Source organism: Clostridium sp. CTA-6, assembly GCF_054768115.1.
Window position 1 is genome coordinate 53,721 of the sequence record NZ_BAAAAU010000013.1, and the last position, 18,406, is coordinate 72,126.

The window sequence follows — 18,406 nt, forward strand, 5'->3', positions numbered from 1 at the left end:
AATTTAATTTTCATATTATAGCATTTCTATAAAAGCCTCTACTCTAGTTTTTAGTTGGCCTAAATCCCTTTTAGAATAATCTGTTTCTATTTTTAAATAAGCTACTTTTTTATTATTTGTAACAAAAGTTTTTATTCTATGAGATTCTATATTATAGGTATGACATGCTTGTAATATAACTTCTACTACACCCTCCACCCTATATTCATCTATTAAATAATCTAAATATTCTATCCTATTATCATTAGGACTCATACAAGCACAGGCTGTTCTTAAATATCTTTCTGTTAATGCATCCATTGGATTTTTTTCTTCATCTACTAATAAACTTTCATCTTTTGCATCACTACAATTTTCATAACAAACTACTACTCCTCCATTATCTTCTATAGCCTCAATTACTTTTTCAGTAGAATCTCCTAGAGGACAACCTGTTACAAGTATTCTTTTAGCCTCTTTAGAAACAGGCCTTTCACCTTCATTATATTTTTTCATTGTTTCTCTTATTATATTATTTATATCCTCTATTTCCTTTTCCTTATCTGATAAATATAAAGTCCCCTGTATTACCCTTCTCAAATTATAACCTGTCATAGGTGGTGGACAAAGTTTAGATAAGCTATAATAATCTCTTAAAGCCGTTCTTTCCCTATTTCTTAATTTAATTTTTTCTTTTAACTTTTCTTCCGTAATTTCTACATTCAAATTCTTTTCTAATTCCTCTTTAAGCTTTATAATTGCTTTCTTGTAATAACTATAGGAATCCTTTCCATAAGGGGTTTGGGGTATATTCATAACATGCATAGGTTTCATTTTACTTAATGCTTCATACATTTTCTTTTTTCCATCACAAGTAGTTTCTCCTAAAAGCATATCTGAAAAATAATAAAATGGGCATTTTTCTGTTAATGCAAAACCATAACTTGATTTTATTAGTGGGCATAAATTTCTTGGCAAATGTTTTTCTGCATCATCTATAGGTTCCTCATCCATTCCACAAAGCCAAGCCCCCACTGCTCCTGATGCAGCTATAACTTCCCAGGGAGCAAATCCACAATAAACTCCCACTATTTTTCCACCTTCATCTTTAATTTCCTTCATTTTTACAAATGAATTTCTTTTAGCTTCACTAAAGTCCTTAATAAAATCTGGTAATTTATTCATATAATATCCCCCTCTAGATAAAAATGGAATGCCTCAAAATAGATTTAATCTTATATTTGCGATTTTAAAATTAAATCTATTTCATTTTGAGACACCCTTTCTTTTCTTTTATTATATTGTTATTATATGGTCTACTCCTGCAGAATCTAATGCTGCATAACATACTGGGAAACAACCTATTGCCGCTTCTTTAATTAACTTGTCCTCAATTTTTCTTTCTTTAGCACATTTATCACAAGCTAATAAAACAAGCCCAGTTTTTTCACTTAATTTTTTTAATCTTTCTGCTGTTTCTGTACCCTCTATTAAAAAATATGTATTATCCATTATAAAAAACATTCCAACTACATCTGCACCATGCATTTCCTTTTCCATTTGTGGAATAACCATATTGGTTAAAATATTTTGAGCATGTGGTGACTCTAATACATAAGCTACTTTCATCTTAAAATCCTCCTAATTATTTTTAATTTAATATATTTATCCAATGACTACCCGCTCTAATACTCCCATCTTCTTCAAAGTGGGAGTAAAAACTCCCTCTGAAGCCAAGAACTCTGTTTATAAATTTTGGCTTAATGAATCCTTTAATATATTAGTTAATTCCTTTTTTAATTCTAGATATTTATGGTTATCCCTATTTCTTGGTCTTGGTAAACTAATTTTCATATCTTTTATAATTTTTCCTCCCTTAGCTGCAAAAACAATTACCCTATCACTTAGGTATACTGCTTCGTCAACATCATGAGTTACCATTATAACTGTAGTTTTATCCTTTAACCATAAACTTTCTAACTCTTCTTGCATCATTTGCCTCATTTGAAAATCTATAGCACCCAAAGGCTCATCCATAAGTAATACCTCTGGTTTACTGGCTAGTGCTCTTACTACTGCAGTTCTTTGTTTCATACCACCTGATAATTGATTAGGGTATAAATTTTCTTTTCCTTTTAGCTTAGACATCTCTAATAAATAATTTAACCTATCTATAGATTCCTTTTTAGGAATTTTTTGTTGTTTCATAGGGTACATTATATTATCTTTTACAGTCATCCATGGGAATAATGCATAATTTTGAAAAACAAAGCCTCTGTCTGGACCAGGTTTCATTACCCTCTTATCATTTAAAATTATTTCACCAGAATCTGAATTATGAAAACCTGCAATCATTGTTAAAAGCGTTGTTTTTCCACAACCGGATGGACCTAGCAATGTTACAAATTCTCCTTCTTCTATATTAAAACTTACATTATCTAAAACTTTATTTTTTTTCTTATTATTTATGTAAGATTTACTAACATCCTTTATTTCTAACCTCATTATTGAACATACCTCCACTTAGTAAGTAACTTATTTAATTGAAGTAGTCCCCTGTCTATAAAGAATCCAATTAAAGCTGCTAATATCATTAATGCAACTAACATATCTGTTTGCATTTTTGTTTGAGCTTCTACCATAGAGAAACCGAGACCGGCACTCGTTGCTATAAACTCCGCTCAGATTACGGACATCCATCCTCCACTTATAGCTATTCTAGCTCCTGTTAATATATCAGGTATAGAAGCTGGTAATATTATATTACTAAATATGCTCCAAGGGCCTGCTCCCATACTTCTAGCTGCATTATAATAATCTTTAGAAATATTTTTTACTCCAGCTATAGTATTTAATATTACTGGGAATATTCCTGAAAACGTAATTAAAAATATGGTAGGTCCGTCCCCTATTCCGAACCATACAATCGTAAGAGGAACCCATGCCATTATAGGAACTTGCCTTATGGAATCTATAAATCCTCCTATAAGATTATTAGCCATTTTAAAAGCTCCCATAAAAAGACCTAATGGAACGCCTATTATCATGGCATACATAAAACCTTTTAAAACCCTATTTAATGTAATAAGTAAATTGGTCATAATTTCACTACTAGTCAAACACTTTATAAAAGCTTTTCCTGTTCTTTTAGGTGTTGGTAATATTAATTCATTACCATAATGTTCTGCTAACAAATACCAAACTATTATTAAAATAACCATCATAATTAATTTGTACATTAATTCTTTAATCTTATTTTTACTGGTTTCTTTTAATATTCCTGTTGAGGTATTAGAAAGAACTTTACTTTCAATTTCAGCCATTGTTCCACCTCCTCATTAGATAAGTTAATTTTTTTATAATCTTCTATAGAGTTTTTAATTCTATCTTTTCTTTTTAATTCCATAACGGACTTATTATAATTAGTTATAAACTCTTTAAATTTTTTATCCTTTTTAAATTTTTTCTTAATAACTAATACATAGCTTGTATAATTTTTATTTATACTTAAAGCTTTTTTTTGTCCATTTAACTTTAATGCTTTTATTGAATCTATTATAATCCCATCAACCCTACCTTTTTCCAATGCATAAGGCAAAGATGAATATATCATCGGATATATTTGTACTTTTTCTCCACATTCATCTTTAATAATTTTTTCTTGATAAAATCTATTTTGTGTCATGGCTATTTTTTTAATTTTATTTTCATCCTTTAAAACAAATATGTCCGAATTACTAACTAAAGGACATATTATTTCAAATCTATCATCATTTTCAATTAAATTTTTAGCTGCTTCTGGACACATTATTGCTATATCTAAAACATCTGAGCTTAAAGCCCATTGAGAAGTATTACCTCAGCAGTCCTTTATAAAATATGGTTCAAAATTTTCATCTAAATCTGCATTTTTTAATCTATTATTATTAATCATATAATTTATAACAAGTCCAGATGAATCATCTGAAACTCCAATTTTTATTTTGGAATTTAAAGATTCATCTGGTAATTTATTTAGTACTAAAATAAATATTATTAATATAGTTAAAGTTATAATAATTTTTTTTAAATATTTCATATACATCCCTATTTTAAATCAGTAACACTAAATAACATTTTCGCTACACATACAGCTTCTTTGATATCTAAACAAAATATATTGTCTTCATCAATATTTGATTCTTTAACCCAGTTTCTATAATGTTCTTCACTACAGAAGAAGTACATTATATTTCAACAACTAGAGGCCCAACTATTATTTTTATTTAAATCTACATGTAGTACTCTTAAATTTTCAGGTATACATTTTTTAATTTCACCATTTTCAATAATAACTTCTATAGAATCATTACACATAATGCAACTAGATTCTATCTTTATATTCTGTTTAAATGTAAAAGCTGTTCCTATAGAATCAACTGCACACATAGCATTTATTTCTCTACCATCTTCTAATTTAACTTTATAATTAGTATCAAAGGCACTAACTGGATAAATAAAATTTATATTTTCTTTTTCATCCATAACTAACACTTTTTTATTTTTTAACGATAATACTATATTTATAAATTCATCCTTTGTTACTCCAATATTACGAATAAAGTTATAGTCTAGATTTTTTAAATTATAAGGTCTTTTTTCTTCTATAATATAGTCCATTATATATATTCTTACTTTTTTTTCTAAATAAGATAATTTTGAATCTATACTGTTTATAATCAATCTTTCCTTTTCATAATGCTTAATAACATTTAAATCTATTTCTTTATCTAATAAGTTATTTTTCTCTAAGGTTAACATATATTACTCCCTTTTCTACCTGAACTCCTATTTATCTATTTCCATAGCTTTAACTTTCCACTCTTCATATTTCATTCCTACTGGGAAAACTGAATCTACATTTTCTTTTATAAATTTATCAAAATCATCTACTTTAGCTTCTTCATATATTTTTTTAGATATTAATTTATCATAATCAGGTTCTTCTTCTATTAATTTATATTTCATTAAAGTATCTATTTCTGTTTTAAAATAATCATCATTCATTTTCCAAGTTATAGTTCTTCCCTCACCTACAGTTTTTTTGTAAATTGTCATAATAGCTACTTCTTCTGGGACTTGATAATTTTTAGCAAATATTTTTGCTGCTTTTATTGGATGTTCATAACAATATTTCATAGCTTCTACATGAGCTTGTATCATTTTTTTAGCTAGCTCTGGATGTTCTTTTTCAAATTTTGTATTCATAGAGTAAACACAACATTCACCCCATTTATCTTCTCCAACAATTTTATCTGCTGTTGCAATAATATGACCTGTCTTTTCATATTCCGCCATTGATCCCCATGGATCGCAACAAGTAAATCCATCTATTTTACCTGCTTTTAATGCTAAATATGCATCTTTGTCTGATCCAAATTCAACACAATCATAATTTTTGCCTTCCGTAGGAATTCCTAACTTCTTAGCGCACATTAACCAGGTTTCACTTTCTTCAGGCTTTGTTCCTATTCCTAATTTTTTACCTTTTAAATCTTTAGGATCCTTTATTTTATTAGAAACAACTAAATACATTGATCCACCCAAATGATTATTAGCTGCAACAGTTATAGGTGATCCCTTTGCTAATCCTCTTATTAATCCTGCATATCCTATATATCCTACATCCATTTTTCCTGCTGCCATGGCCTGAGGAACTTTTCCATTTCCTGATACATTAACTTTTAGTCCCATTTTATCAAATATACCCGCATCTTTAGCAACACAAGCAGAGGTCATATGATCACAATTATAATAGCCTAGGTTTACTGCATAATCCTTATCCTTTTCAGCTGAAGTTTCTTTACTTTCTTTAGAACAACCTGTAGCAATTAATGTTGTTCCTAAAACTAATGTACATAATAAACTTATTATTTTTCTTTTTTTCATTTTTAGTCCTCCTTAAATTAGCAACAATCTTTCATGTCTTCTCCAAATAGATTTATTATTTTACCTTTTTCTATTCTATAAATTGCATATCCAAAACTTCCATTTTTAGATCCTGATACTACAAACTCTATTGGTGGTTTTTTATCTATATCCTTAAATTCTATTTTTTGATTTTCTATGGGTGCTGAAACTTCATTTGTAATCTTATATTTTTCTTTATCACTTAATACAACTACCATAGAATTTTTATCATTATCTTCTTTATAAATAACAATTAAATCTAATTTATTATCATTATTTAAATCTTTCTCTGCACATTTTAAAACTTCTTTATCTTTGTATTTGTGTTGAAAATAAAGTAATCTTTCATTATCACTTTTCACTCCTATATTTTTGCTTTGTTTAAGTTCATTAACATTTCTAGAACAACCAAATAACAAAAATACTATTGCAAACACAAAAAATATTTTAATATTTCTCATTTATCTTCACCTTTATTAAGCTGATATTGCTTTACTTATCTTTTTTACTTTAGGAAGCATAGCTTTTAAAAATAATACAAACATAATTAATGAACAAACATACTTCATAGGTTCTGGTGCTGCAAAAATAAATTTATTAGCAGCCTTTATAGTATTTTGAGTTCTATCAAAACTAATAACAGGTTCAAAGTTAGGTAATATAATATTTGTAAAATACCCTACAATAAAAGATAAAGCTATTAATGTAGTAGTATATATAACTACTGTCCTCTTACCTATTAACTTTCCAATACTTATAAGTTCCGGTAAATTTGATGCAGTTCCTGCCATCAAAAAAGTTATGGCTACACCAGGGGCTGCTCCACTAGCTACTAATGCAGCAATAAAAGGTATATGTCCTACCGCACACACATACATAATGCAACCGATTACTGCTATTCCTAAAATAGATACTGCGTTTGGTGATCCTAAGTATTGTTGTATAAATTCTTGTGGTACGAGAACTAAAAGTATTCCAGCCAATACCATACCTGGAATTACATATTTTGATACAGCTACAGCCACATCACTAAAAGACCACAGAATCCCCATTTTTATTTTTTCAAATATTGATGTTTGGTCTTCTTCTAATTCTATTTCTTCCATTCTTTTTTGAATTTGTTCTTCTACTCCAGGGGCTTTAAGTTCAGGTCCCCCCAATTTATTCCCTATTACTCCAATTATTAATGGTACTGTAAAACCTACTACTAAGTATATAGTAGCTATTTTAGGTCCTAAAAGACCATAGGATAAAAAAACAGCAATAGGATTTATTATAGGTGTAGATGCTATAAATGCTAATGTAGGTCCTAAATAGGCACCAGAATAATAAAGGCTTAATCCTAAAGGTATAACACCACAACTACATATAGGAAGCAACATTCCGGATAAAGTTGCTTTAATCAGAGATGAAATTTTTTTATTACCTAACATTTTTTGAAACTTATCTGGTGCTAAAATATTATGTAATAATCCAGCTAATATAAAACTAAATATAAGCCACGTAGATGCACCATTTAATAAATTTATTGAGGTTAACAATATTTTTTTTATGTAATAGATAATCATTACTTATTATCACCAATAGCCTTTTCTATTTCACTTTCTATTATTTCTTTAGATAGCTTGTCTATTTTTTTCTTTTCATTAACTATTAAGGTTCCTTTTAATATCATCCCATACTTTTTAATATAATCTATATCCTTTCCTGCATAATAAATTTTACACTCTACTTCATCAGAGTATTTTGAGCACACTTCCTTTACAAATTCTGAATACTCATCACAACATGGACAAGTGTTTACGAATTCTACTAAAATTTTTTTCATAAAAATTCCTCCTAAAATTTAATTCATTTTTATGATAACATATTTCCACTTATGTAGTTATTTGTAATAAAGATACGAATCATGTAATCTATAAATAAAACTTATAGATTACTTTTTTATTTATAAATAAGAAAAAAGAGATGATTTAACATCACCTCTTTAAGCTGCAATACCTTCATATACTACCAAATATTATGAATATTTTAATAATAAAAATTAATTCTTATTATTAATTTTGTTTACTTTACAAACTAATTGTACTGTTTATTTAGTTTATATTACTCTCACAATATTTAGCATTGGATTTTGAATAAAAATAAAAAAACCAAGAACTTAATATTTTAAGTCTTGATTTTAAATATTTATATTATCTATTTAGTTATCCTATGGTGCGCCCAGCAGGAGTCGAACCTGCGACCTCCGGATTCGGATTGAAGCATACTGAATAAACCTATATATTACTGTAACTATTGGCTTTGCTTTATTTAAACATTATATAAAACTTTATTATACTGTATCATTCTAAAACTAATGTGGGAAAGATGTGGGAAAGAGTGCTAAAAAAAATCGGCACTCTTTTTTTCTTCGATTTCCTCTAAAATATCATTAAGAACTTTCTTTGCTTCTTTATACTCTAGCCCTGCAATTATCTTATTTATTTCTTCGTTTAATTCCATATTACAACTCCCCTATCTGTAAACTTCTTATTATAATGTTAGCATTTTTAACCATTAATGTAAAGAACATTTGTTCTATTAGTATAAGTTAACTTTTATAATTCATTATATAATGTGGTTTCATTTACCATTTTTATTATATCACCTAAAAATATTCCTGACAGGAATATTTCGACATGTTTTTACCATTGGTAAAATTTGATTGTTTTATTTCTTAATAAATTATGTAAAAATAAAATCAATTGAAAAACTTTAAAAATCAAGGGATATAATTAATATAATGTTGAAAAAAGCACGAAAAACAAAAGGTTTGTCGCAAAAAACTTTAGCTAAAAAGCTAGATATAACACAATCTTATCTTAGTAGGTTAGAAAGTAATGCAAAATACAATAAAAATATAACTATAGGCTTAATAAAAAAAATATCTATAGAGCTAGAATTAGACCCTGTGGATATTTTCTTATATTTTTACCATTAAAGTAAATTACAACTTTACTTTACATTATAAAAAATAAATAATAATTTTATTTTGCCCTTCTGGTGTAAATGGATAATCTACACTTAGTTTATAAGTTTAGATTAGCACTTGGAGGGATTATTTTGTTCGGAGATAGGTTAAAAGAATTAAGAGAAGAAAAGGGAATGACACAAGAGCAACTTGGCAAGTTACTTAATATAACTAAACAAGCTGTATATAGTTATGAAAAGGGAGATAACGAACCTACTATAGATGCCTTAGTAAAAATTGCGGATATATTTAATGTAAGTTTAGATTATTTATTGGGTAGAACAAAAGAAAGATATAATTTAAATCTAAAAGATAAAAAGAATAAGGAATTATTATTAGATCTAATAAAAGTAATAGATAAGCATAAATAAAAAAACTCTAGAGGTTAACCCTTTAGAGTTTTTTAGTTCTTTATTATGTTTAAGACTGCTTTTCTTCTTCATCTAGCTTTAACACTTTTGCTGCATTGCTATCATATAACTTTAAAAGTGCCTCTGTTATTATATTGGGAGTATTTTCTCCCATTATTACCTCTACTTCTATATCCTCTGCCTTCATATATACCTCCTATAAATAAATTTAAAGTTAGCCTATTATAGCATTGGTGGTGGTAATTTTGTAATACCTGCCCAATACCCATTTTCATATTTAATTAAATTTAAAGAGTAATGCCTTTTTAAATTAAATAAATCCTCAAGTGTAAAACCTTGTTGTTGGAACTCTTCTTTTAATTCATTGTAATTTGTTTTATCTGATCCACTTATTAAAATATAACTTGTATTAGCAGTTCTTAACTTTTCTCTTATTTTTAGTTCATTAATGTACATTGTTGATATTATGAACTTACCACCAAATTTAGCACATTGACTAAGCTTTTCACCTACAAATACTTGAGAGCTATTTAATTGGTTTAATTCATCTGTAATGATATTTACTGTTGTTCTATTATATCTATTAGGTATCTTAGCAGCTCTCATTTGTAATGCTAGCCATATTTTTGTAAGCCAATAAGTAGTTATAATATCACGTTCTTCAGGTGTCCCAAATCTATTCTCAGGCATTCTTATAAATATAGCTTTATTCTTTTGTATTTCATCAGCTAAATTAATATTATCTTTAGTATCCTTTTTAAGCATAAGTTCTAGTACTGTATTTTTCTTTAACTTATTAACTCTATTAAGTATTCCTTGGACATAACTTATTCTAGTTCCTATTACTTCAGGTGTGTTATCTTTATTTCCCTTGCTCCATTCATCCAATTCTTGTAATGCTAAAACATATTCTTCTACATTTTCTTTTTGCTCTTCTGGGATTTTATGAATATACTCATACCTTAATATATGATCTTGTAATATTTGAAAAACATCTTTTATAGGACCATTATTAATAAAAACAACTATAGCCGCTGCATCTAAATATCTTTCCATTCTTGCCTTTAAATCACTATCATCATTAATAGAATTAATTAGATACTCCAATTGATTAGTTTTAAGCTTAGCATTATTGTATTGTTCTAAAGGCTCTTCTGTTTCAATATCCAATTCATTATATCCTAACCCTTCTAAGTCTTTGAAATTACTTAAATCTATTTCAAGTATTTTTTCACCTGGAACATACTTCTTTATATCTTCACTTAATCCACAGTTTTCTATAAAATCTAATACCACTACACACTCTCCAACTTTTAAACTATCATGAGATAAATTACATAAAGCTGTTGTTTTACCACTTCTAGTAGGCCCAACATAAACAAATGCTAAATTTTTATAATCTCTATCTGTAGTAAAATAAGCTATTTGATTCTTACCTTTGAAAGTATGATTGCCTAATCTCTTTGTACCATTTTGCAGTTGTGAAGGTATTTCAGTTTCTAAAACATCTATTTTTTTAACACTGCTATACTTTTGTAATAAATCCTTTCCTGGTAGCTCTAAAAAATTTTGACATTCATCTGTACTCATCTTATTAACTTCAATATTTTTTAATGTAAAATCTGTTGGGTTAAAATCTGTTTTAGATTTCTTATATATAAGTTCATTATCATTGCTTATGGTATTAAAGCTATTCATAACAGCTATAGCATTATTTCGTTTATTAGACGAATCATTTGCTTCACTCATAACAAGTATTTGTGTATTTAATATAGTTGCTTCTTTTTTATTAACTGTAGATGTTGTTAATTTTTTCTTATCGTCTAGCATAAGTGAAGTTACAGCAACTTCTGTCAAAGTAGTTTTTTGTTTTGTCTTTCCTCCTAGAAATTCTGTTATAGCATCTGCAAGTTCATTTATCATATCTAAAATAAAATTAGTTGTTACTTTTAATATATAACTAAAATTAAACTTTTCCTTATCAACTGGATAGTTTTCTCTTATCCTTTGTATAGTTCTATCGTGTTCTTTTCTCCAGGATCTTTGTCCTGTTGGAATAAAATTATAAAAAATGCCTACTTTATCACCTTCATGCATTATATCAAGGACATTAAATATACTGTTTAAAGGTTCATTACATTTTTTATCTAAATTTAGACTTAAAGCATCTTCTTTGGCATAAACAAGTTGATGTTTGAAGCAGTCTTTATCAAATTGAGGAATATCTTCTACAGTTTCTATTGTAGCTCTTCCCCATACAGCACTTATCTTTTCTTTCATTAGTTGTTCATATCTAGTTGGGACTATAAAATAAAATTCAACATTATTCTTCTCAATGTAAATATAAAAAGATACCTTGGCTGGACACTCATAAGTCCACATTTTTGCTTCTTTGTGTATTCTATTTGTAATAGTTCTGTGTAAAGTTTGAATTGTTTTAGCAATAGTCGCTGAGTTATAGTTACGAATTGATGTATCCGGTGTAATTTTAAGATAAGTATAAGTTGGCTTTATTATTTTAAAATAGTCGTTTATTTTTATACTTCTAACTTTCCTAAAATCGTCTAAAGTTAATTTAAACACTCTATTTCCTCCTTAAATTACTTTAGATAAACATTTAATCATGAAATATCCAGCCATGCTGCCTATAGTTATTTTACTGCCTTTTTTATATCCCATAGAATAAGATAAAAAGCCAACTAATGCTATAAATAAAAATATATTCATAGAATTTTGATCTAATTTTTGCCACATAGGTTTTAATAAATGGCTTGGGTGCCAAAAATAATCATTAAAAGTACTTATATTATCAACTAATATTTTTAAATTTTCTCCAATAGAATCTGTTTTATTAAAAAATTGTTGTGCTGATTTCATTCCTGGTAGATTATTACCATCTATTAATGGAGTTGTTGGTGTATTTTCCAACTCACCATATAGAGCTATTGATGTTAATAAGTTTAATATGTTCATAAATATCCTCCTATCTTTTTGAAATAGCATCTATCCATAAGAAATATTTAATTAAAAATGTTATAGCCCCAAAAGCTAAACCATATTTAAATAATATTTTACCTATAGCCTTATGATCTCCATCATTTAGAGATTCCAGAATATCTTTGACTGCAAATCCGGCCATAATCCACATAGCACCTGTTTTTATAACTTTCCATACTTCAAATCCTATGTTATTGGCAGAATTTATTGCATCATCTGCACTAGCTAAAACTATATTAGGCAAAATACATTGAGTTACAATAATTGAATTTATAATTAAAGCTATTTTCCCCATTGTTTTTAATAATTTTTTTCTTTTACTATTGTTTTTACGTTTGCAATACATAAAAGCAATTTTCATTCTAATCCTCCTGAATAAATTGATTTATAATTGGAAATATTATATATAAGTGAAGGGAAGTGTTTTTAATGTTCACAGGTTTTTTAGTTGCTGCTGGTGCATATGTTATAGCAAATGGTGTGCTTATACTCTTATATTAGTTATTAATTATTTGTAAACATTAATTGATTTTATATAAAATAGTAACATTTTAAAAATTGATAGCATAAGCTAGAAGTGTAACGCAGTGTAGCGAGAGCAAATGAAGTTCACTTTTAGCAACATGGGATAAGTCTAACCTTTTGGTTGGGCTTTATTTTTTCCCTATATATCAATTTCATCTTCATAATTATGTCTAAATTCACTTCCCAAACTTTTGCATTTTAGAAAGCATTCTATAGCCTTTTTTACAAAGCAACTCTTATCACTTTCAGCCATTACATAATCATATAATTTAAGATCTCTTTCATCTTCCTTAAAACTTACTTGCACTCTTTTAGCCAAAATATACATCTCCTTTTTAATTACTTTTACACACATTTAATTAATATTCATTACTTATAGTTAAAGTTCTGTATACATATTTGTGTGTATTTTTCATTCTTTTAATATATTTATATGTACATATACACAAAAAGTTGACTACTTAATCTATAATTTATACTAAAAAGTTTTTTATTTGATTAATTAATCTTTTTAAAAATAAAAAAAGAACAGTTCTTACTGTTCTTCCTCATAAACTATATCCTCTATATACATATTTAATTTTTTAGCTGCCTTATATATTACTTCTAAACTAGGCTGGCTTTTATTAGACTCATATCTGCTATACTGTTGACTATTAATTTCTAAAAAGTCTGCAAAATCTTTAGCAAATCTATATCCTCTTTTTAATCGTATTTCCAAAAATCTATTCTTAAGATTCACATGCACCACCCCATTCCAGTATATGTAATTATTCTAGGAATGGGGTGGAAATCCTTTATTTGCTATTATAGAAAATACATAATTTTGATTAGTCTCTCCAATAATATTATTACATGCAACACAAATATTAAGGAGGGATTAATAATGAACATAAAAATAATTATAAAAATCATCATAACTATTTTATAGCTCTAATGTGCGGTATAATCACATTTATGCCGTACATTATTAAATTATTCCTTGTCAAATTGTTTTACATTGCATTTATATTTTAGCCTTATTAAATTATTTTATTCAAACTTTTTAACAAATTATTTTATATTAGTATTTAAAAGATTTTTATTTATACTAATTTTCCTAATGTTTTAAACGTTTCTTATATGATTAAAATATCCATACCTTGGATATAATAGAAATAAGCCAATACTTAGCACCAATATAAAAATACAAAAGAACCCTGTTTATTAGGGTTCTTTTGTATTTTTATTTTAATTTTGCTAATTTAATAATTTTATTGATGTTTGGTATTCGTAAATAAATAAATTTTTATTCTATGATTTCAATATACTTGACTTTAATTATTTCTGAAGTATTCTTTACACCTTTTACAATCACTCTAGAATCTAAATATTCCTTCATGTCCGTAACTATTTCATCAGTTAGCTTACACTTAATATCATTAGTATTTATATCTGAATCCCTTAAAATAAATGTAAGTTTATCTAAATCCAGCCCTCGTATACAACCCTTAATGGAGATTATTTCTTCTTTATCATTATCCTCTTCTATTTTTGTTTTAATTTTTTTCTTAGTATTATGATTTACAACTATTTTTTCATTCGATTGAACCATTTTACCTGAAAAAGTTATTCTATCAATCTTCTTATCATCAGGAAGAGTTCTTAATGCATTAATTAATAATCTTTCTTTTATATCTTTATCTATATTCTCAATATAACTCTCATCATTGTAATATGTCCATTTCAGAACATTAAAATATATTTCCAACGCCTTTTGTATATTTGTTTCTTCAAACAAAGATATTTGATGACTAGGTAAAGGTAAAGATATAGATAGATTTATACTCCCTGGTTGAAAAGCATTTAAATTAAAATCTGTTAATTCTGAAATAGTTTTAGGAACACGCCTACATTCCATTTCATTTATAACCATGTAATAGTTTTGTATTGTTGTTTTTAATTTTTCTAAATAACTAGATATTATACTTATTGGTGCTGATCCATAGCCTATAACTGGTCCTTCTATATGGATGTTTATATCATCTCTTTTTATATTAAAAATCTCCATACCAGTATATTCTTCTATTTCTTCTCTTATTTCTCTAATCATCCTAACATAGACAGCAGCCATGGCTTTAAATTGCTTTTCTCTTTCGGGCATTAATTGTGTCTTTAATGATACTATTATCTTTTCTAATTTGTGTATTTTTTCTTCAGCAAACCTCTTTTCTTCATCATTTCTTATCATAATATCACCCTTATTAATCCCTTTCTGAGCCCTGGTTTATCACTAACATCATGCGCAAAGTCTAAAGTAAAATCTTTACCATCTGATTCTAAAAATGCTGATAACACATGAATGCCTGGAAATTTTATTCTTACTAAATCATCGAATATTAATTCTTCCCACCTATCATTATAATATTCATTATCATAAAAAAGTAATACATCTATATCTCCTGGTTCTACCTTATTAGTTACAAAACTGCCATCTAAATAAACTTCAAACTCAACTTTATGTTTTTTCAAACATTCTAAATACCTTATAAAGATATTATATAATTTATTTCTCTTACTTACATCACCAATTGAGCAAAATTTTTCTTTAATATTATTTAAAGATGCATCATATATACCCATTGGCAAAATTCCTTCAATCGTAAAATCAGGTATTGCCATATTAATCCTCCATCTTATAAGTATTGTATTCATAAGAATTTTACATTATAATAGAGGTAGTAAAACTTATAAATACGGTCGATTTTTATAAACCACTTTGACGGCAATCAGCAGTGGTTTCTTTTTATATATTAAATGTTAATATTTTCATCCTTTGTATGTTATTCTACAAATTTTTTAAAATTCCTCCAAAAAATAAAAAAGAAGGTACTTCCATTAATGAATAGCACCCTGTCAAGTAGACACATTAAAAAATAAAAAGATGTTATCTCCAATCATCAAAAGTGATTGGGGATATTTTTATACTACCTTTTTCTGTAAGTAATTTCTATATTCTAAAGGGGTCATACAATTTAAACGTTTTTGATAACGACTAGAATTATAATAATCTATATATTCTTCAACTGCCTCTCTTAATTCCTCATAAGTGTTAAAAGTATTTAAATAATACATTTCTGACTTTAGCATACCCCAAAAAGCTTCCATTGGTCCATTATCAATACATCTTGAAACTCTAGACATACTTTGTGTCATTCCTGCATCGTCCAATTTCTTTTTAAACATCCTGGATGTATACTGGAATCCCCTATCACTATGAAATATGGGTTTGGATTCAGGATATTGAGCATGAGCTATATCAAATGTTTCAAATACAAGTGCATTATTATTTGAATGTCCGAGCACAAAAGCTACAATACTTTTATCGCTAAGATCTAAGATTGCACTAAGATAAGCTTTATTGCTTGCACCATATTTAAATTCAGTTACATCAGTTAACCATTTTTTCCCGAATTTATCTGTTGTGAATTCTCTACCTAAAACATTTTCGGCAGTTATTTCTGGTATTGATTTTATATAAGTTCGCCTTTTTTTCCTACATACAGATTTCAAACCAAATATTTGCATTAATCTATAAATACGTTTTTGATTAACATGAAAATTATTTTCTCTATTAAGCTTTATTGTCATCTGACGGTAACCTAAAATACCATTCCTTTCTTCATATGCATCTTTGATTAATGGTATTAAAGACTTATTAAATTGCTCATTTGCACCTTCTTTTCTATTAAGCCATTTATAATAAGCAGAACGTGATATTCCAGCAATTCTGCATAATTCTGAAATAGTACAAATTTTAGTGTTATGTATTTCTTGAATTGCCAAATAGATTGTTTCATTTTGAACTTGGCTTAATATCGCCCCCTTTCTATCTCTTCGAGCTTTTTTAAGAAAGTATTCTCCAATTCAACTCTTCGTTTTTCTGCCTTTAAAAGTTTGTTTTCCATACGAAGTTTTTCAATTTCAGACATTTCATTTTCTGCCTTTTTACAACCTCTTTTATCAATAAGACCTTTAATTCCTTTTGATTCATATTTCTTAAGCCATGTATAAACCTGTTGATAAGATACTTTATACTTAATTGCAGTTTCGGTATAATTATTTTCATGTTCTATGCAATATTTAACAATTTCTACTCGCTCTATACATGTAGTTTTACGCCCGTTAGTCATGATACTATTTCCTCCTGTTGTAGAAGATTTTAATTTATCATGACTATTATACTTCATAATCCAGCTTTGGAGTTGAGTACAACTTCTTATTTTATATTTTTTACATATATCTAGCTGAGAACCGTTGCCATTTAAATAATCCAAAACTGCTACTTGTTTCAACTCAGAAGAATAAGTGTAATTTTGGGTGATTGTTTTTAATCCATCAACTCCTAATGAATCATATCTGGCGATCCAATTTAAAACAGACCGAGGAGTTACTTCTATTTCTCTTGCAACTTGATAAGCAGGTTTTCCATTTTCTTTTACATCAAGAACACATTGATACATAATTTCAAAAGGTGTTTTAGCTTTTCTTCCCATAAAAAATATGCCCTCCTTATATCAAACAAGTTTTTATTATTTTACTTGTCTACCTATAAGGGAGCATATCATAAAAGAGAGTACCTTCTTTTTTATTTATAAAAGTTTAGCAGCATCTTTAAAAGAATCATATCTATCTGTTCCAGGTTTACCACCTATAATTATTATTTCTTTTGCCTTTAATTTTTTATCTTCAAAATCCTTTTTTAGCATCATAGGACACTGATACTTTTGAGATACTAATACCGCACTTAAAGCGTCTAAAGGGCCAAAATATAATACAACTTTATCCATATCAAATTCCTCCTTTTTAATTTCTTGTTTTGGTTTTATACCCATTTTTTTATTATATTCAGCTTCAATTTTATGGTAGGTATCATTACCTACCCATCCATCACATTTTAAATTACAGTCTTTCTGAAAGGATTTAACAGCTATATAAGTATCATTACCCCATATCCCATCAGCACCAGCATTTCCACATGGATAACCGATTTTAATTAACATATTTTGTACTTCTTTTACATTATAATAACTTCCACCGATACTAGAACTGAAAGATGAATAACCACTTGAAGCATTACCACTACCAAAGAACATTGCAGCTTCTTCTCTACGTCTTCTTAATAATCCATAGACCTGTTCACCGCCTGCCATACTCCACATTTCAAAATTAGCTGTAATAGTTGCTTTATCCCTTATACCGTTACATATATTTTTGTATAATGTAGAACCTAATACGCCAGCATAACCTACGTTATAAGCCATACTAACCAAAGCATCAAATTGATTTTGATTAAGTTTAACACCTCTTCTATCTAAATCCTGTTTAATAGGAGTGGCATATTTGTTATTTAATAAATCCTCTAACATTATACTTGCTTGAGGTTCTGTTACACTTAATAGTCCTTCTATTTCTTTTCCTGTCATGCCATAGCCTAGAGTTTTTACCCCTACTATGTCATAATAAGGCTTTGGATAAAATCCCTCGAATCTTTTTACAAATTCAACACATTGCTTACTTACTAACCCCATAA

General features: G+C 27.6%; 23 protein-coding genes and 1 pseudogene. 2 read left to right on the forward strand and 22 right to left on the reverse strand.

Features of this window, described 5'->3' with window-relative positions; genetic code table 11:
- Positions 1 to 15: 15 nt before the first annotated feature.
- The 10 genes from ACYUDJ_RS18615 to saoT all read right to left on the reverse strand — a co-directional run bounded on the left by ACYUDJ_RS18615 (position 16) and on the right by saoT (position 7,756).
- Positions 16 to 1,164 (reverse strand): double-cubane-cluster-containing anaerobic reductase, encoded by a 1,149-nt coding sequence (locus tag ACYUDJ_RS18615; protein ID WP_043032538.1) that lies wholly within the window; start codon positions 1,162 to 1,164, stop codon positions 16 to 18.
- A 111-nt stretch (positions 1,165 to 1,275) separates the two neighbouring features.
- A complete protein-coding gene (gene saoD, locus ACYUDJ_RS18620; RefSeq protein ID WP_003483344.1) occupies positions 1,276 to 1,608 on the reverse strand; it encodes a DsrE-related protein SaoD in 333 nt (110 codons plus the stop codon).
- Between the two features lie 117 nt (positions 1,609 to 1,725).
- Positions 1,726 to 2,484 carry an ABC transporter ATP-binding protein SaoA gene (gene saoA / locus ACYUDJ_RS18625; RefSeq protein WP_003483343.1) on the reverse strand — a complete coding sequence of 253 codons (759 nt, stop codon included), beginning with the start codon at positions 2,482 to 2,484 and terminating at the stop codon, positions 1,726 to 1,728.
- On the reverse strand, positions 2,484 to 3,302 hold the full coding sequence (gene saoP, locus ACYUDJ_RS18630; protein WP_239591058.1) for an ABC transporter permease subunit SaoP: 819 nt from the start codon (positions 3,300 to 3,302) through the stop codon (positions 2,484 to 2,486). Before saoP ends, saoA begins: the two co-directional genes overlap by 1 nt.
- On the reverse strand, positions 3,251 to 4,057 hold the full coding sequence (saoB, locus tag ACYUDJ_RS18635; protein ID WP_242651460.1) for an ABC transporter substrate-binding (seleno)protein SaoB: 807 nt from the start codon (positions 4,055 to 4,057) through the stop codon (positions 3,251 to 3,253). Before saoB ends, saoP begins: the two co-directional genes overlap by 52 nt.
- 8 nt (positions 4,058 to 4,065) lie before the next feature.
- Positions 4,066 to 4,779 carry a MerB-like organometallic lyase SaoL gene (gene saoL, locus ACYUDJ_RS18640; protein ID WP_242651459.1) on the reverse strand — a complete coding sequence of 238 codons (714 nt, stop codon included), beginning with the start codon at positions 4,777 to 4,779 and terminating at the stop codon, positions 4,066 to 4,068.
- Between the two features lie 27 nt (positions 4,780 to 4,806).
- Positions 4,807 to 5,907, reverse strand: a complete 1,101-nt coding sequence (gene saoX / locus ACYUDJ_RS18645; protein ID WP_003483334.1) for an ABC transporter substrate-binding subunit SaoX — start codon at positions 5,905 to 5,907, stop codon at positions 4,807 to 4,809.
- A 17-nt stretch (positions 5,908 to 5,924) separates the two neighbouring features.
- Entirely contained in the window at positions 5,925 to 6,389 is a 465-nt protein-coding gene (gene saoC / locus ACYUDJ_RS18650) for a Cys-Cys-COOH (seleno)protein SaoC (protein ID WP_003483333.1), read from the reverse strand.
- 15 nt (positions 6,390 to 6,404) lie between these two features.
- Positions 6,405 to 7,496, reverse strand: coding sequence for an efflux transporter SaoE (gene saoE / locus ACYUDJ_RS18655; RefSeq protein WP_003483331.1), 1,092 nt, complete (start codon positions 7,494 to 7,496; stop codon positions 6,405 to 6,407).
- Positions 7,496 to 7,756, reverse strand: coding sequence for a thioredoxin-like (seleno)protein SaoT (gene saoT / locus ACYUDJ_RS18660; protein ID WP_003483328.1), 261 nt, complete (start codon positions 7,754 to 7,756; stop codon positions 7,496 to 7,498). Before saoT ends, saoE begins: the two co-directional genes overlap by 1 nt.
- A gap of 957 nt (positions 7,757 to 8,713) precedes the next feature.
- Here saoT and ACYUDJ_RS18665 point away from each other — a divergent pair.
- Both ACYUDJ_RS18665 and ACYUDJ_RS18670 read left to right on the forward strand, forming a co-directional pair.
- Positions 8,714 to 8,911 (forward strand): helix-turn-helix domain-containing protein, encoded by a 198-nt coding sequence (locus tag ACYUDJ_RS18665; protein WP_003483768.1) that lies wholly within the window; start codon positions 8,714 to 8,716, stop codon positions 8,909 to 8,911.
- Between the two features lie 122 nt (positions 8,912 to 9,033).
- Positions 9,034 to 9,312, forward strand: a complete 279-nt coding sequence (locus tag ACYUDJ_RS18670) for a helix-turn-helix domain-containing protein (RefSeq protein ID WP_460289875.1) — start codon at positions 9,034 to 9,036, stop codon at positions 9,310 to 9,312.
- 49 nt (positions 9,313 to 9,361) lie between these two features.
- Here ACYUDJ_RS18670 and ACYUDJ_RS18675 read toward each other — a convergent pair whose 3' ends face one another.
- The 12 genes and pseudogenes from ACYUDJ_RS18675 to ACYUDJ_RS18730 all read right to left on the reverse strand — a co-directional run.
- Positions 9,362 to 9,499, reverse strand: a complete 138-nt coding sequence (locus ACYUDJ_RS18675) for a hypothetical protein (protein ID WP_460289876.1) — start codon at positions 9,497 to 9,499, stop codon at positions 9,362 to 9,364.
- Positions 9,500 to 9,534: 35 nt separating this feature from the next.
- Positions 9,535 to 11,895, reverse strand: a complete 2,361-nt coding sequence (locus tag ACYUDJ_RS18680) for a hypothetical protein (protein ID WP_460289877.1) — start codon at positions 11,893 to 11,895, stop codon at positions 9,535 to 9,537.
- Positions 11,896 to 11,907: 12 nt separating this feature from the next.
- Positions 11,908 to 12,285, reverse strand: a complete 378-nt coding sequence (locus ACYUDJ_RS18685) for a hypothetical protein (protein ID WP_460289878.1) — start codon at positions 12,283 to 12,285, stop codon at positions 11,908 to 11,910.
- 10 nt (positions 12,286 to 12,295) lie between these two features.
- The gene (locus tag ACYUDJ_RS18690; protein WP_460289879.1) at positions 12,296 to 12,670 is read right to left on the reverse strand and encodes a hypothetical protein; all 375 of its coding nucleotides are present in this window, start codon (positions 12,668 to 12,670) and stop codon (positions 12,296 to 12,298) included.
- 303 nt (positions 12,671 to 12,973) lie between these two features.
- Positions 12,974 to 13,153 (reverse strand): hypothetical protein, encoded by a 180-nt coding sequence (locus ACYUDJ_RS18695; RefSeq protein WP_076231630.1) that lies wholly within the window; start codon positions 13,151 to 13,153, stop codon positions 12,974 to 12,976.
- A 216-nt stretch (positions 13,154 to 13,369) separates the two neighbouring features.
- On the reverse strand, positions 13,370 to 13,576 hold the full coding sequence (locus ACYUDJ_RS18700) for a helix-turn-helix transcriptional regulator (RefSeq protein ID WP_460289880.1): 207 nt from the start codon (positions 13,574 to 13,576) through the stop codon (positions 13,370 to 13,372).
- Between the two features lie 546 nt (positions 13,577 to 14,122).
- Complete coding sequence (locus tag ACYUDJ_RS18705; RefSeq protein ID WP_047403965.1) at positions 14,123 to 15,064, reverse strand: hypothetical protein; 942 nt, start codon at positions 15,062 to 15,064, stop codon at positions 14,123 to 14,125.
- Positions 15,061 to 15,495, reverse strand: coding sequence for a DUF6932 family protein (locus ACYUDJ_RS18710; protein ID WP_460289881.1), 435 nt, complete (start codon positions 15,493 to 15,495; stop codon positions 15,061 to 15,063). Before ACYUDJ_RS18710 ends, ACYUDJ_RS18705 begins: the two co-directional genes overlap by 4 nt.
- Before the next feature lie 300 nt (positions 15,496 to 15,795).
- On the reverse strand, positions 15,796 to 16,740 hold the full coding sequence (locus tag ACYUDJ_RS18715) for an IS3 family transposase (protein ID WP_143927007.1): 945 nt from the start codon (positions 16,738 to 16,740) through the stop codon (positions 15,796 to 15,798).
- Positions 16,686 to 17,369: a helix-turn-helix domain-containing protein gene (locus tag ACYUDJ_RS18720; RefSeq protein ID WP_003491814.1), complete on the reverse strand. Its 684-nt coding sequence runs from the start codon at positions 17,367 to 17,369 to the stop codon at positions 16,686 to 16,688. The genes ACYUDJ_RS18715 and ACYUDJ_RS18720 overlap by 55 nt, the downstream gene beginning before the upstream one ends.
- A 96-nt stretch (positions 17,370 to 17,465) precedes the next feature.
- Entirely contained in the window at positions 17,466 to 17,969 is a 504-nt protein-coding gene (locus ACYUDJ_RS18725; protein ID WP_460289929.1) for a peptidoglycan-binding domain-containing protein, read from the reverse strand.
- A pseudogene (locus tag ACYUDJ_RS18730) lies at positions 17,955 to 18,398 on the reverse strand (lysozyme); the annotation flags it as partial. The gene ACYUDJ_RS18725 and the pseudogene ACYUDJ_RS18730, both read right to left, overlap by 15 nt.
- Positions 18,399 to 18,406 lie beyond the last annotated feature (8 nt).